Genomic DNA, 12,744 nt, shown 5'->3' on the forward strand with positions numbered 1-12,744 from the left:
GGCTGTTGGGCCTGGGAAGTGCGGTGGAAGCCCGCGTCGTCCGCCCGGAGGGCGGGCCCGGCGGGACAGTCCTCAGCTCGCGGCGTCGGTGGTGGGGGTCTTCTGTTCGCCGGCGGCCTGCTCGGGGGGCGTGGCGGCGGGCGGGGCCGGCGGCAGCTTGATGGTGAGGCCGAGACCGAGAAGGGCCACCACCGTCGCCGCGCAGGCGGCGATCAGGTAGATGCGCTCGAAGTCGGCGATGTCCTTGAGGGCGCCGGAGACCACGGTGGCCAGGATCGCGATGCCGATGGCGCCGCCGATCTGCCGGGCCGTCTGGTTCAGGCCCGTTGCCCCGGCGAACCGCAGCGGCGAGACCGAGAGCGCGGCGGCCGTGGACGTCCCGGTGGTGATGGCGCCCATGCCGATACCCGCCAGAACGCCGAGCGGGAGCCAGTAGGCCAGGAACATCGAGTGGTCGGGGAGCGTGAAGGCCAGCAGGAAGCCGGTGCCTGCCAGGATGACCGCGCCGCCTGCGGTGGCGAGCCTCGGCCCGTACGTGGGAGGAAGTTTGCCGACCCGCATGGCGACGATGGTCGCCGCGAACGCGCCGGGTGTCATGGCGAGCCCGGCTTCCAGCTCGGAGTAGCCCCACACCTGGGTGACGTACAGGACGCCGACCAGGAGCCACGAGAAGAGCGCGATGCCGTAGAAGAACGCGGCGGCGTTGGCCAGGGCGAACGTGCGGTTGCGCCACAGGGAGACTTCCAGGGCGGGGGCCGGGTGCTTGGCGGAGCGCAGCAGGCACAGGGCGATCAGGATCGGGCCCACGATGACGCAGAGGAGGCTGGAGGCCTCGGTCCAGCCCCATTCGCTGCCCTTGCTGATGCCGAGGCAGAACAGGCCGACACCGGCGCCGAGCATGATCGTGCCCAGGACGTCCGGGAGCTTGCGCTCGGTGCCCGGGGCCGTCGTCGTGCGCGGGATCGCGGCGGCGCCGTAGAGGAAGAGCAGCCCGAAGGGGATGTTGATCAGGAAGAGGGAGCGCCAGCCGAAGCTGTCGACCAGGACGCCTCCGACAGCGGGACCGACCGCCGCCGCCAGGGCCGCCGCGGCGCTCCACTGGCCGATGGCCGCGCGGCGGCGCTCGGGCGGCGTGTCCATGAGCACGATGGCGAGCGAGGCGGGGATCATCGCAGCCGCGCCGATCCCCTGGATCGCACGGGCCACGAGGAGGATGTCGAGGTTGGGCGCCACGGCGCACAGCAGCGACGCCGCCGTGAAGACGCTGATGCCCGCGAGGAAGATCGTGCGCCTGCCCAGTGCGTCCGCGAGGCGTCCCGCCGGGGCGAGGAGGGCCGCGAAGACGATCGCGTAGATGGTGATGACCCACGAAAGGCTCTGGAACACGGAGTCCGTGAAGTCCTCGCGCAGGTCGGGCATCGCGAGGTTCACGACGGTGACGTCGAGCACTGCCAGGAACGAGGCTCCGCACGCCAGGAGCAGTAACGACGTTGCTGACCGTCGCTGTGGAGCGCCGACATCGCTAGTAGCCACGGGACACACCTTTCTTAGATACCGTTGGTAGGAATGTATTTAGCCCCGACAGAGGGTGTCAACGAGCCCCGGACGACGTGACCCACTTCACATACCAACAGTAGGTATTAATCCGCGAGACGCAAGACCTCGTGCAGCACCTCCGAGAGCTCCCCGGCCGTGAGGTCCTCCAGACGCGCCAGTGCGTCGGCCGCGGCCTCGTCCACGCCCGTGCGCAGCAACTTCTCGCGCACCAGGGCCGGATGGTCCTGCCAGGAGGCCGACCCGACGGCTCCTGTCCCGGCGGCCAGCTCGCAGGTCTCCTCGCGCCCGTCACGCATCCGCACCGTCATGCGGCAGCCCAGCATCTTCGTGGAGTCCTCGAAGGAGGCGGCGGGCGGACCGAGCTCCTCCAAGAGCGTCTCCATGGGTATTCCGGGCAGCTCCGTCTCCCACTCCAGGGCGCGCCGCCCGGCGTGGCGCAGGGTCTCGCCGACCGGGGCCGTGGACATCACGCCCCGCCTGCTCAACTCCTCGTCCGCGTACAGCCGCACCCGCTCTGCGAGCTGCCAGCGGCCCTCCTCGGCCAGCCCCGGCGGGGCGAGGTCGGCGACGGTGAGGGCGCCGGTGAGCAGAGCGGTGGCCACGTTGTACCCGGCGCTGAGGTTGAGGGCGGGCAGAGAGGTGGCGGCGCCCCGCACATAGCCGTCCGCGTGCCCGCTCATCACCATGGTCATCCTGGGCACGGCGACGTCGACCGAGGCGATGCCGAGCGGGCCCACCGGGCGTAGCCTGCGGTGCAGTTCGGCGGCGCACTCGACCAGTGCGTCCAGATGGACACCGACGGGCAGCAGCTTGAAGGAGAGGGTCTCGGTGTGCCACCGCTCGCCGAGCCCGTACGCGACGAGCTCGGGCACGGCCGCCCCGGCGAACACCGCGAGGAGCCCCTCGGGATGCTCGATCACGTCGTCGCGGCCGGTCAGCCCGGCCAGCGCTGCGGCGCAGGCGTCGATCGCCGTGCGCACGGGAGCGGCGGCGGACAGCACCTTCGCGTCGCTGGCGAGCACGGCGGGGCGCAGCGCGCGCGGGGGCGCGGCCAGCGCCAGGCCCCAGGCGTTCAGCAGCTTCTCCGCGTCCGCGCCCGCGCCGTGCAGATGGGCGGCACAGGCCGCCACGAGATGAGTGTGGCCGGCCCACTGGCCCCGGAACGGACCCAGTGTGCCGGCGGCGGTGACGCGGGCGGCAGCCTCGTTGGCAGCGGTCACGGCGGTGATCAGGGCGGGCCCGGACAACGCCTGGCGCCTCTGGTGGGCCACCGGGACGCCGACGGCGGCGTGCGAGACGTGGCCCGCGTACAGGGTGTCCTCCAGATAGAGGCTGGAGGACAACGCCGCCATCAGATGGGCCGTACGAGCCGGATCGCCATCGGCGTCGAGGGGGCCGTACGCCGTGAGGAGGGTGCGGCCCACCGGGTGCGCGGCGGTGGCACGGACCGCCGCGAGGTGGGAGACGACCTGGCTGGTGACGATCGGGCCGAGACGAGCGGGAATGTCCTCGTACCGCAGCCCCGCGGTCCACCGGGCGAGGGCCCGGGTGGGACCCCCGCCGCTCGCACCGCTCATACGACGCCCTCGGCGTGCTCCGCGAAGCTCGACACGCGCGGGGAGCCCTGCATCGGCGCCGGCGGGGCGAGGACGGGAAGGACGGCGGGGAGCACGTCGATGGTGTAGCGCGAGGCTTCGCCCGTGCAGAGTTCGCCGTCGTGCTCGAAGGAGAGCTGCCGGCCGTCGGTGCGCTCGACGACGAAGCGGGAGCCACGCTCGTACACAACGCCGGGGCGCCCTATATGGCTGCCGTCCCGGGTCAGTCCGGCCAGCTCGCGGACGCCCATCGGACCGCCCACCACGCAGACGTCGAGCAGGCCGTCGTCGATGACCGAGTGCGGCAGCAGTTTGAAGCGGCCCGCCCGGTAGCGGCCGCCGCCGATGTTCACCAGGGCGACGGGGCCTTCGTGGACGACCCTTCCGTCCACGCTCACCCGGCCCTCGTACGGCGTGTACGTGCCCATGATCTGAGCGACGGCCTGCTGGTACCGGTCACGGCCCGGAATCTCGAACATGCCGTGGGCCGCTTCCAGGGCGTCCGCGACCAGGCCCGCCCCCGCGCCGAGCAGCGCCAGGACGTCGATCTCCAGGATGTGCGCCATGTCCACCCAGCGCAGATGGGGGTGCTCGCCGGACAGGGCCTGGTCGAGGACCTGGCGCCAGGGGGCGTCACCCCAGATCTCCTGGTAGAAGGAGTTGCCGGTACCGAAGGGGATGTTGACCATCGCGGGCCGCCGTCCCCCGGGCTGTTCCAGACCCGAGCGGGCCAGACCCGACGCCACCTCGCGGGTCGTGCCGTCGCCGCCGAGCACGATCACCGCCTCAGTGTGCGAGGCGGCGGCCCTGGCGGCACGCTCCTCGGCATGGCCCTGGTATTCGGTGTGTACGACTTCGAGGTGCGGCACCAGGCCTTCGCAGTGTGCGACGACCTGGTCGATGCGCTGCCGGTCGCGGGCCCCGGCCCGGGGGTTGGCGATCAGCAGGGCGCGGGCCGCCCAGCTCCGGTCAGTCACCATGGCCGCCCACCTCCCGTTCGGCGCGACGCGCCGTGACCAGCCCCATGAAGTCGTCGTCGCTGCAGTACGGGTCGCTGCCGCCGTAGCGTCGGACCAGGTCGGTCACGCGCAGCTGTTCCACCGGTTCGAATCCCGCGTCACGGACCGTGGCGGCGGCGGAGTGCGGGGTCAGGCCGTTGATGTACGGCTCGCCCTGTTCGGCCACCTGGCGCGCCATCTCCAGGGCCCCCTCGTAAGGGCTCGTGCCCTCCACCACGGCCTCGTCCATGTAGTCGAAGAGCAGCAGGCTGCCGGGTGCGACGGTGTCCGCCAGGTCGGCGAGGGTGGCTCGGCATGCCTCGGGCGGCAGGAAGAACGTCACCCCCAACCACCCCACTACGCACGGCGTGTCGACGTCGAAGCCGTGCGCGGTGAGCTCCGCGCGCAGCGAGGCGCCCGCAGTGAAGTCGAGGGGCACCGAGGTGACCGGGGACGTGAGGTCCGCCGCGGCGAGCGCCTCCAGCTTGGCCGTCTGCGTCGCGGGGTGGTCCACCTCGAAGAACCGCACCGTGTCGGGGCCGGTGTAGCGCAGCGCCGTGGTGTCGTATCCGGCGCCGAGCAGCACCACCTGGCGCACCCCCGCGTCGACCGCGAGTGCAACCAGATCCTCGAAGTAGCGCTGACGCAGCAGGATTTCAGCGATGAATCCGCCGTGCGCCCGGTCCAGGCGCTGCAGTCGGCCGAGGGCCTCCTGCGAGGTGACGGGCGGGGGAACGGTGACGAACAGGTGCGCGAAGGTGTCGCCCAGCAGTCGTCTGCCCGGCTCGATGACGGCGTCGGAGGCGCGGGCGCGCGCGGTGAGGTGGGCCGTCTCGCTTGAGTGCCCGGACTGCAGCCGGGTGGGTGGAGGTGCGGCTGTCACGGCAGATGCCTCGCTCAGATGTGGGTACGGGTGAGGGGCGAACACTCCTGTTACGCGGGCGGCCACCGCACCCCTCAAAACAGTTCGGCCACCCGCGACGGCGGCACGCGACGTGATGTCCGGTTCGCTGCTTCGGGTGGGCGGGACGGGACGGTCGCAGGCTCGCAGGCCGGCCATGGCCCGGGTGAACGGCCCCCTCCCGGGCTCACCGGAATCCCTCACGCGACCAGCCGTTTCCGCTCCGGGCGGACGGCGCCGGCGTTGCTCGGAGCCGTCCCGTGATCCCTGGCGGGCGCACGACGACAGCCACGGCAGGGGCGGCATCACAACACCTGCCGCCCGCCGGGATGAGGGGTGGGGCCCTCTCGCGCGTAAGACACGCAGAGGCACCGAAGCACGACGTGAGAGCACCCGAGAGGATTGAGGGAGACCCAGTGACGACACTCACGGAAGAGCTGGCGGGATGGGCGAGCGCGCTGCGCTTCGACGAGATACCGGACGACGTCGTCACCATCGCCAAACACCAGATCCTGTCCCAGATGGCCGCCGTGCGGGCCGGCCTCGACCACCCCTTGGGCCGACGGTTCGTCCAGGGCTTCGGCGCACCGTTCCAGGACGACCCGGCCCGGTCCGCCTTCGTGCTCTCCGGTCTCGGATCCTGGCTCCACTTCGACGACACGGCCTACGCCGGCCATCTGTCCAACTCGACCGTGGCCGTCCCCCTCGCGTACGCCACGAGACAAGGGCTCACCGGGAAGCAACTGCTCACCTCGATCGTCGTCGCGAACGAGACGGCGGCGCGGATCACCGCCGCCACGACGCTGGGGCCCTTCCGGGGCCAGAGCGCCGCGTTCACCCATGTCACCGGGGCCATAGCCGGGCGGCTGCGCGGCGAGAACGCATCGGCGCAGCGGTGGGTGGACACACTCGGCCTCGGCTTCGGGCTGCCTCCCCGTACCGTGCCGGTGGGCTTCCTCGACGGCGACGCCAAGCTCTTCGGCGCGTCGACCCCGGTGCGCGTGGGGCTCGACGCCTGTGACGCGTCGGCCGTGGGCCTCGCGGGCAGCCCGGTGATCCTCGAGCATCCGGAGGGGTTCCTCTCCCGGTTCGCCACCGTTGCGCTTCCCGAGGCCGTGGTGGCCGGGCTCGGCACGCGCTGGCACACCCGCACGACGTCCTTCAAAGTGCACCCCGGAGGGCCGGGCATGGACTCCGCCATCGATCTGGGCCTGGAACTGCACCGGGAGCTTTCCTCGCCGGACCGTCCGCTGCGCGCCGCCGACATCGACGAGATCAGCGTCGACACATCCCTGTACACGGCGGTGGTGGAGCGCCGGGCCGCCGAGTACCTGCGTGGCGCCCTGTCCCCGGTGAGCGCGCTGGTGTTCTCGCTGCGGTACACCCTCGCCACAGCCCTGATCACGGGACAGCTGAGCACCGGCGACTTCACGGAGAAGGCGATCGAGGACACGGAGCGGTGGTCGCTCGCCGACCGGATGGACGTTCGCCTGGACCGGGAGATGACGCGGGAGCTGTTCCACTGCGAGGTGCCGTTCGGCGAGGCGCTGCGGCAGGCCGGGGGACGGGGCAAGGAGTGGCTGCGGCAGTTCGGTGCGGGCTGGGAGGGCGACGGGCAGTGGCTCGTCGACCTGGTGGGCGAACTCCCGCCGCCGAGCCGGGACTTCAGCGACGCCCGCAAGGTGACCGGGGCACGGGTGCACGTACGCATGAAGGACGGGCGCAGCGTCAGCCGGGAGCTGATGGTGCCCATGGGCGCCGTCGGCGGTGAGGGCCGCCCGCCGATCGCGGGGGTGGTGCGGGACAAGTGGCTCGGCACGGGGGGCCAGGAGGAGTTCGCCGACGGTGTCGACCGCCTGGAGGAGGCGTCGGCGGACGAGGTGGGCCGGCTGCTGACACTGATCTTCGACAACGCCTCCTGAGGCGCGCGGCCCGGCCGTCGAGGACGACGAGGGGAGGGGCCCGGTGCTCACACCGGGCCCCTCCCCTCACTGTCGGTGCCGGAGACGGGGAACATGGCCCGGCCCGGAGAACCGCGTGTGCGGTGCACCGGTTTCACCTGAAGTGACGTCGCGGAAGCGGCGCGGGGCCGGTGGTCCGTCGTGGACGGCACCGGCCCCGCACTCTCATCGCCGCGCGGCCCCCGGTTCCAGCGCGCCGCACGGAAGCTCCCGCAATCAGCTGCCGCCGGACGTGCTGAGCGCACCCTCGGCGATGGCCTCGTGGACCTCGGCGCGCCTCGCCTCCATCTCACGGCGTTCCGCGTCGAGGGCTTCGGCCTGGAGTTCGTCGGACTCCATCAGCTTGACCAGGTCGGCGCCTGCGAGGTCCAGGACGCCCATGTCGTCGTACGCCTGCCGGATCCTGGGACTCCACAGGCCGATGTCCTTGACGCACGGCACGATGCGGGTGAAGAGCAGGGAACGGAACGCCCGCATGCGCGGACCGTTGTTCATGTACTCCATGCACTCCTTCATGTCGAACCCGAGGTTCTCCCAGACCTCCTGCATCCGCAGCCGGTCCCGCATCAGGTAGCAGCCCTCGATGATGAACTCTTCGCGCTCCGCCAGTTCCTGACTGCTCAGGTTCTTGTAGTAGTCCCGCAGAGCCAGCCTTCCGAAGGCGACGTGCCGGGCCTCGTCCTGCATGATGTACGAGAGGATCTGCTTGGGCAGCGGCTTGGTGGTCTTGTCCCGCAGGATCCCGAAGGCGGCGAGCGCGAGCCCCTCGATGAGGACCTGCATGCCGAGATAGGGCATGTCCCAGCGGGAGTCCCCCAGGGCCTGGCCGAGCAGCTCCTTGAGGTGAGGGCTGATCGGGTAGGTCATCTCGATCTTCTCCTGCACGAACCGGGAGAAGAGCTCCACGTGCCGGGCCTCGTCCATGACCTGGGTGGAGGCATAGAACTTCGCGTCCATGTCGGGGACGGATTCCACGATGCGCGCGGAACAGATCATCGCGCCTTGCTCTCCGTGCAGGAACTGGCTGAACTCCCAGGCCGCCATGTGCTGCCGCAGTTCCTGCTTCTCCCGTACGTTGAGCTTGGAGTACTGCTTCGAGCCGTACAGGCCGAGCGTGTGCTCAGGAGTTCCGAGGGCGTCGTAGGGGTCGACTTCGAGGGACCAGTCGATGCGCTTCGCGCTGTCCCACTGCTTGTCCTTGCCCTTTTGGTAGAGGTTCATCAGGGTTTCGCGCTCGGAATCGTATTCCCATGTGAAACGACTCGAGCCCTGCATGGGGAAGTTCCAGGCGAGTTCCATAAGAATGTCTCCTGCGGTCGCGACGAGCGCTGCACGGCGACGTGTCCGGCGAGATGTTCACATCGCCGGACACATCGCCGTCCGCGTCTTGCAAGCGCAGCGGAGAGAGCAGGATTCGAACCTGCGAGGGGCAAGAGCCCCGGCCGGAACAAGTCCGGGCCCCGTTAGGCCGCTACGGGAATCTCTCCTTACCTCCACCGGTGTCTCCCGGTGACAAGAACAACAGTGTCAGACGGCTCTGACATGTCGCTGAGACGCGAATCTCAGCAGCTCGCGGCTAACTTCCCGCAACCGCCGCGGCCTGTCGCACCCAGCGGAAACGCGGAACGGGGGTGAGCAGTTCCTACATCTGCAGAAGCTTGATTCCCCGGTCCTGGTCGATGTCCAGTTCGGCGTAGACGGCCGGCACAGCGATGTCGGACATGACGTTGCGCAGCAGGAGCGCGATCCGCCGTTCCATGCCCGTGTCGGCGTCGTCGATGACGGTCTGGGACATGAGCTGCAGCCCCACGCAGGCACTGACCAGGAACTCCGCCGTCTCCCGCACCGACACGTGCGCGGACAGCTCCCCTTCCTCCCTCGCCGCTGTCAGCAACTCCTCGTTGAACACGATGCGTTCGAGCAGCCAGCTTCTGCGCAGTTCGTCGTCGAGCCCTTGCTCCAGGCAGAGCCGGAAGCACCCGCGCTCACGGGCGTCGTGGCGTAGTCTGCTGGTCAGGACGAGATGTCCGTCCACGAGCTCCTGGAGCCGGAACCCCTGTGGCGCCACCAGCCCCTGCCGCGGGCTCCGGTCCCTGAAGAGAGCGCGGGCGACATCCTCCTTGGAGGAGAAGTGAAAGTAGAACGCCCCCTTGGTCACCCCGGAGTGCGAGAGGAGGTCGACCACCGTCGCCCTCTCGTACCCCAGCGCGGCGAACAGCTTGCCAGCCGCGTCCAGGATCTGTCTTCTCGTCCTCTTCGCGCGCTCTTGCCGCACCTCTTCACTCTCTTTCTGCGGGCGTCACACCTGGCATATGCTCACGTTCAGGGCCGCTCAAGAGCCGCCGCAACAGAAGCCTCACGCTGGAATTCGGAGCGGCACGTCGCACATCGCCGTCCGTGAAGCAGATCCGGAAACGTAGCCGCTCCGCCCGGCTGCCGTACAGATCGTTGTCCAGCCACGAGGGCTTCCACACTGATGGAGTTCTTCCCGCCTGATCACGGCCGTTGGGTGGATAGACCGTGGGGCGAGAGCTGCTTTGCGTCCCGACGGAGTGAAGGACCCTGAGGGCTCCTTGCGGAATCCCGCGCGAGTGTACTCGCGTCCCGCGATTCCGTCGGTCTCCCGTGACGCCGTTTGGCTCGTTCCCGTTTCCTCCGCAAGGGCTGTCCCACTATTCCTGGTGGATCAGAGCGCGGCGTCGGACGCGGTGTGGCGTCGGACGCGGTGCAGCGCAGGGCGCAGGGGCGTCCGCAGGGGGATCCACACGGGGGACAGTCATCGGGCGGAAACGATGAGGACGCCGGCGCGCACCACGGAGGAAGAGGCGCGACGCGCGGGTGGCCGGACCGACCCCGGTGGAGGAGGCCCTGTGGCTGCGCTACACCGACCAGCACGAGACGGCCCGCCGGCTGCTGCGGCGGCTCGCGCCGGTGGGCCGGCCTCGGCGCCGCGGCCCCGTCGGCGGCCGGCGAGCAGGAGGCCGGGCGGCAGCGAGGTGGGCACGGTGGTAACGCAGCAGAGGCCGCCGGAGCCCGCCGCCGCCCACCACCCGTCCCGGGACTCCGGGCTGGAGCGGTGCGCGGAGGCGTTCGCGGCGGCCCTGGAGCCGGGCACGGACCTGGCGGACGGCCGGCAGGCGTGGCGGCTCGGCCTCACCCCGACCCGCCACTCCCGCGAGGTGATGGGCGTACCGGCCCACTCCACCGCGTGACCGGCCGCTCCAGCCCGTCCGGGGACCGCTCCGGCCCGTCCGGCGTTGGAGGACGGAGCCCGCGCCGCGTGGCCCCGGGCCTACTTCTCGGCGGAACCCCCCAAGGCCCCGGCCTCGGCGGCCGTGGCCGCCCCCGGCTCAGAGGCCTCCTCGAAGTTCACCCGCCCCATGTGCCGGTTCATCGACTTCATCAGCTGCCACACGCCGACGGCGAGGGCCGCGAAGACGAGGAAGCCGAGGACACCGGGGGTGACCTTGTTCTTGTCGAGCTCGGCGGCGAGCGGGACGACGTGCGTCAGTGCCTGGGTCGCGTACATATCAGGCATTGTCGCGGATGCCCGCGAAGAGGTCGCTCTCGGGGAGGGAGGTATCGACGAGGGACTTCGCCAGCTCGTACTCCTCGGTCGGCCAGACCTCCCGCTGGATCTCCATCGGAACCCGGAACCAGCCGCCCTCCGGATCGATCTGCGTGGCGTGCGCGATCAGCGCCTTGTCACGGATCTCGAAGAACTCGTCGCAGGGAACGTGCGTGGTCAGCGTGCGCTCGACCCGCTCGAACTCCTTCCAGCGCTCCAGCCACTCCCCGTACGGCGACTCCAGGCCGCGGGCCAGCAGCGCCTCGTGCAGCGCGACGGTGCGCGGCCGGTTGAAGCCCTGGTTGTAGTAGAGCTTCTTCGGCTCCCAGACCGGCCCGAACTCGTCCTCCGGGAAGGCCTCCGCGTCCGCCGCACCGTCGAACGCGATCATCGAGATCGTGTGCGTCATGATGTGGTCGGGGTGCGGGTAGCCGCCGTTCTCGTCGTACGTGGTGATGACCTGCGGCCGGAACGCGCGGATCTTCGCCACCAGACGTCCCGCCCCGACCTGGGGGTCCTCCAGGGCGAAGCAGCCCTCGGGCAGCGGCGGCAGCGGGTCGCCCTCCGGGAGCCCGGAGTCCACGAAGCCGAGCCACTCCTGCTGGACGCCCAGGATCTCCCGGGCCTCGTCCATCTCCTTCTTGCGTACCTCGTGGATGTTCTTCTCGATGTACGCGTCGCCCTGGAGCTTCGGATTGAGGATGGAGCCGCGCTCGCCTCCCGTGCAGGTCACGACCAGCACGTCCACCCCCTCGGACACGTACTTGGCCATGGTGGCCGCGCCCTTGCTCGACTCGTCGTCGGGGTGGGCGTGAACGGCCATCAGTCGCAGCTGCTCAGTCAAAGCTCGATCCTCAGTGATGTGGTCGCGATGTGGGGCGCGGTCGGATGACGCACGGGCGACTTCTATAGTGACCGAACGGGGAGGCGGAAAATTCCTCGTTGCCCGGACCGGAGGGAAAGATCATGACGGCGGTTCGCGAAGCCACGCCCCAGGGGCGGTACGGCAGGACCGACGATCAGCGGGCGGACCGCAAGCTGAGGATCGTCGGTTCGGTGCTGGGCGTCGCGCTGCTCGGCGTGGTCGGCTGGATCGGCTTCGGATACGTGGCCGGCCAGGGCATCAGCGCCGAGTTGATCAAGTTCGACATCGTCTCCGACGTACGGACCGAGGCCCACCTCGAAGTGCGCAAGGACAGCGACGTCGAGGGCTACTGCACCGTACGGGCGCTGAGCAAGGACGGCAGCGAGGTCGGCCGCAAGGAGACCCGCTTCGGCCCGGGCGCCGGCCGGGTCGACGAGCTGGTCGTGATGCGGACGCGGGCGCGGGCCACCGCTGTCGAGCTCACGGGCTGCACGGCCGGCGACTCTCCCGCCGGCTGACTTCTCCCCACGTCCCTCTCCTCCGCACCCCCTGCGACCTGCGCTCTTGCGAGGGCGGGGTAGTCCACCCGGACGTGTGACGGTTTACCTTCTCCCCCTTTTCCTGGGGAATTGTTAGGCTCGTGGTTTCGCCCACCCGAGGAAGCACATGCTTCCGGGTAGGGCGATGCTTTGTATTCCCAGCACCGACGAGGAGCACCTGTGACCCAGACCAGCGAAAACGTCACCTGGCTCACGCAGGAGGCGTACAACCAGCTCAAGGCCGAGCTGGAGTACCTGTCTGGTCCCGCGCGCACGGAGATCGCCGTCAAGATCGCGGCGGCCCGTGAGGAGGGTGACCTCCGGGAGAACGGCGGGTACCACGCGGCCAAGGAGGAGCAGGGCAAGATGGAGCTGCGGGTGCGCCAGCTCACCCAGCTCCTGGAGCACGCGAAGGTCGGCGAGGCGCCGGCCGACGACGGCGTGGTCGAGCCCGGCATGGTCGTGACGATCGCCTTCGACGGCGACGAGGACGACACGACGACGTTCCTGCTCGCCTCTCGCGAGTACGCCAGCGGGGACATCGAGACGTACTCCCCGCAGTCCCCGCTCGGTATCGGCGTGAACGGCAAGCGCACGGGCGAGGAAGCGGAGTACGAGCTGCCGAACGGCAAGACGGCCACGGTGAAGATCCTGGCCGCGAAGCCGTACACGGGCTGACACCCGGCCCACCACGACGCACACGACGCGGGACCCCGGCCCTTTCGAAGGGCCGGGGTCCCGCGTCGTTCGTCGCGTACGC

Annotated in this window: 11 protein-coding genes, 1 tRNA gene and 1 pseudogene; 4 read left to right on the top strand and 9 right to left on the bottom strand. The window is 70.2% G+C overall.

The annotated features are described in order from the left end of the window. Positions 1-72: 72 nt before the first annotated feature. The 4 genes from AMK21_RS17670 to AMK21_RS17685 form a co-directional block, all read right to left on the bottom strand. Positions 73-1,533 (bottom strand): DHA2 family efflux MFS transporter permease subunit, encoded by a 1,461-nt coding sequence (locus AMK21_RS17670; RefSeq protein WP_073878938.1) that lies wholly within the window; start codon positions 1,531-1,533, stop codon positions 73-75. A gap of 107 nt (positions 1,534-1,640) precedes the next feature. Then, positions 1,641-3,134 carry an MmgE/PrpD family protein gene (locus AMK21_RS17675; RefSeq protein WP_073878940.1) on the bottom strand — a complete coding sequence of 498 codons (1,494 nt, stop codon included), beginning with the start codon at positions 3,132-3,134 and terminating at the stop codon, positions 1,641-1,643. Beyond that, positions 3,131-4,132 (bottom strand): diacylglycerol/lipid kinase family protein, encoded by a 1,002-nt coding sequence (locus AMK21_RS17680; protein WP_073878941.1) that lies wholly within the window; start codon positions 4,130-4,132, stop codon positions 3,131-3,133. Before AMK21_RS17680 ends, AMK21_RS17675 begins: the two co-directional genes overlap by 4 nt. Next, complete coding sequence (locus AMK21_RS17685) at positions 4,122-5,033, bottom strand: class I SAM-dependent methyltransferase (protein WP_158070722.1); 912 nt, start codon at positions 5,031-5,033, stop codon at positions 4,122-4,124. The genes AMK21_RS17680 and AMK21_RS17685 overlap by 11 nt, the downstream gene beginning before the upstream one ends. Before the next feature lie 434 nt (positions 5,034-5,467). On the opposite strand from AMK21_RS17685, the gene AMK21_RS17690 reads away from it, so the two are divergent. Continuing rightward, positions 5,468-6,973 carry an MmgE/PrpD family protein gene (locus tag AMK21_RS17690; RefSeq protein ID WP_073878943.1) on the top strand — a complete coding sequence of 502 codons (1,506 nt, stop codon included), beginning with the start codon at positions 5,468-5,470 and terminating at the stop codon, positions 6,971-6,973. A 255-nt stretch (positions 6,974-7,228) separates the two neighbouring features. Here the strand turns inward: AMK21_RS17690 and AMK21_RS17695 are convergent, their stop codons facing one another. The 3 genes from AMK21_RS17695 to AMK21_RS17700 all read right to left on the bottom strand — a co-directional run bounded on the left by AMK21_RS17695 (position 7,229) and on the right by AMK21_RS17700 (position 9,287). Further along, positions 7,229-8,311 carry a ferritin-like domain-containing protein gene (locus AMK21_RS17695; protein ID WP_073878945.1) on the bottom strand — a complete coding sequence of 361 codons (1,083 nt, stop codon included), beginning with the start codon at positions 8,309-8,311 and terminating at the stop codon, positions 7,229-7,231. Positions 8,312-8,411: 100 nt separating this feature from the next. Then, a tRNA-Gln gene (locus AMK21_RS35125) sits at positions 8,412-8,499 on the bottom strand. Positions 8,500-8,654: 155 nt separating this feature from the next. Beyond that, the gene (locus AMK21_RS17700; RefSeq protein WP_073878947.1) at positions 8,655-9,287 is read right to left on the bottom strand and encodes a ScbR family autoregulator-binding transcription factor; all 633 of its coding nucleotides are present in this window, start codon (positions 9,285-9,287) and stop codon (positions 8,655-8,657) included. Positions 9,288-9,993: 706 nt separating this feature from the next. On the opposite strand from AMK21_RS17700, the pseudogene AMK21_RS17705 reads away from it, so the two are divergent. Then, a pseudogene (locus tag AMK21_RS17705) lies at positions 9,994-10,224 on the top strand (hypothetical protein); the annotation flags it as partial. A gap of 80 nt (positions 10,225-10,304) precedes the next feature. Here the strand turns inward: AMK21_RS17705 and AMK21_RS17710 are convergent. Together AMK21_RS17710 and mca are read right to left on the bottom strand one after the other, a co-directional pair. Next, a complete protein-coding gene (locus AMK21_RS17710) occupies positions 10,305-10,541 on the bottom strand; it encodes a hypothetical protein (RefSeq protein WP_073878949.1) in 237 nt (78 codons plus the stop codon). 1 nt (position 10,542) lies between these two features. Beyond that, entirely contained in the window at positions 10,543-11,424 is an 882-nt protein-coding gene (gene mca, locus AMK21_RS17715; RefSeq protein ID WP_073878951.1) for a mycothiol conjugate amidase Mca, read from the bottom strand. A gap of 122 nt (positions 11,425-11,546) precedes the next feature. On the opposite strand from mca, the gene AMK21_RS17720 reads away from it, so the two are divergent. Together AMK21_RS17720 and greA are read left to right on the top strand one after the other, a co-directional pair. After that, positions 11,547-11,963, top strand: a complete 417-nt coding sequence (locus AMK21_RS17720) for a DUF4307 domain-containing protein (protein ID WP_073878953.1) — start codon at positions 11,547-11,549, stop codon at positions 11,961-11,963. A 201-nt stretch (positions 11,964-12,164) separates the two neighbouring features. Then, positions 12,165-12,662, top strand: a complete 498-nt coding sequence (gene greA, locus AMK21_RS17725; RefSeq protein WP_073878955.1) for a transcription elongation factor GreA — start codon at positions 12,165-12,167, stop codon at positions 12,660-12,662. The last annotated feature ends 82 nt before the right edge of the window (positions 12,663-12,744 follow it).

It is taken from the genome of Streptomyces sp. CB00316 (assembly GCF_001905595.1).
Lineage (GTDB): Bacteria > Actinomycetota > Actinomycetes > Streptomycetales > Streptomycetaceae > Streptomyces.